This window comes from Streptococcus suis (assembly GCF_002960625.1).
Classification (GTDB): Bacteria; Bacillota; Bacilli; order Lactobacillales; family Streptococcaceae; genus Streptococcus; species Streptococcus suis_T.
On the sequence record NZ_POJH01000012.1, the window covers coordinates 1 to 2,084 of the forward strand.

Here is a 2,084-nt window from a genome sequence, read left to right on the forward strand (position 1 = left end):
AATGTTAATGAACAAATCAATGCAGTTCGTACAAATGTGGAAGCCTTGGCTTTGGAATTGCGTAAATTCTTGGGAACTGAAGATATCCAAGTCTTGCTTGCAGCGACTTCTACCAACCTACAAAACGTTGGTGATGCGGAAGGTATCCTTATCGAAACAGGTACAACTGCAACTCCAGATATGTCCGATCCAAACGGTGCAGCTGTAACATCAAAAGTTAGTGGGTCCCTTAAAGCTACTGAAGTTGCAGATTATTTGACAATTCAATATACACCTGTTGCATATTTTGATGCTGTTGCACCTAAATATTCACCATTTAAAGAAAATGGTGGGCAATCAACAGGTGGTGCTTACTTCCGTACATCTGTTAACCCAACCGATCTTTACGGCAAGCTCTTGGTAGAGTTGGTTGCAAACGACGGAACAGTTGTTGAAACTAAGAAAGTTGAACCAAACACAGCTGTAGATTTTGATTACTTCAAGACTACACATGGTGCAGGCTATCCATTTGTCTACACATATGATCCAGACTATGATTCGAAAGATATGTTCGGTGTTATCCGTATTCAATGGGCGAAAAATACAATGAGTGCTGTCAGTCAAAAGTTGATCCGGCCAACCACTAATACGACTGTCTACAAGACAGAGGATGGTCAACAACTAGCTACCTATACGGTGTTAACAACACCAGACTTGAATACAACACCGTCTGAAAAGAGAGAATTTGCAGGTTATACTTACAAAGAAACGACAACAACAACATCTAACGTCGTTCTAGTTCCATCAGAGCCATACGTTGAAGTAACTCGTTATGGTACAAGTGGTGTACAGTTCAAGACGATCGTTGAAGCTGTGGGTACAGATGGGACTATTAAGAAAACCTACTATATAGCAGATCCGAACTACACAGGTACACAAAGTTATACAGATACGAACCTGGATGGCTTCCTACCAATCTTGGTAACAGATGACATGCCAGTTGGTACAGTGAATACAAACTTGAAGCTTCTTCCTTCTCTTCTAACCTCTGGTTATGAAGTTTATCGCGTAGATGCTTCAACAGAGAAGATTTATCCAGACAAAGAAGGAGATAAGCAACCAACTCCAGTTCGTGGAACCTTGATTACAGACCCAGCAGAACTTGATTTCAGTACCTTGACTTCAACAACCCAGTGGTTCCATATCAAATTCCATGAGAAACAAGATGGTACACTAGCATTTGCTCGTCTTCGCCCAGCAGCCTTAGGTAACGCTTCACGTATAATGTTTGAGTACGATATCCGTGATAATGATGGTTCGACGACGGATACAGGTACTGAGAATGGTGGTCTTGGTGTACGTACAACCTCTTGGAAGGGGATGCACCACACTATCAGTTTAAACAACAATGCTCAAACTGTTTCTGAAACGACTCATATTTATACACCAGTTCCACAGGAAGCAATCATCCGTTACCAAGTTGAAGGTGAGGCAGGATACCGTGAAGATTCAGGTACCTTGACAGGTAATCCAGGTACAGACATCAATTATTCAACTGAAGCTACCATTAACAAGTATAAGAAATTGGGTTATGAGCTTGTATCTGATAACTTCACAACAGCCGCTGGTCAAGACTATGACTACGACGAAGGTTTGCAAGAATTCCTTGTTGTTATCAAGCCTCGTCTTGTAGATGTTCCTAAGACAGCTGTACCAGGTGAGCCTGTAGATCCAACCGATCCAAACTCACCAGTATGGCCAGACACTCTTAAAAACTTGGAAGCAACTCAAGAAGTTACTCGTACAGTTGAGTACAAGTATGAAGATGGTACACCAGTTCTTGTAGATGCTGCAGGTAATGTATTGCCAAAAGGTTCAACAGAAGGTACACCACTTGTTAAGACTGAAACTGTAACCTTCACTCGTCCAGCTCAAGTAAACCTTGTAACTGGTGAGATTACTTACGGTGACTGGGTAGCAGATACAACAGATACACTTAGCGGAAACCAAATTCCAGCTATCACAGACTACACAGCAACTCGTACAACCCTTGAGGGTGTAGATGCGCCAATGTCTGAAACAGTTATTCCTAAGACAGTAGCTGC

The 2,084-nt window shown here is 42.0% G+C and carries 1 protein-coding gene; it reads left to right on the forward strand.

All coding sequences use genetic code 11. The annotated features are described in order from the left end of the window. Positions 1–2,084 (forward strand): mucin-binding protein (locus tag C1G49_RS11040; protein ID WP_419579746.1); only part of this gene is annotated, 2,084 nt, incomplete at both ends.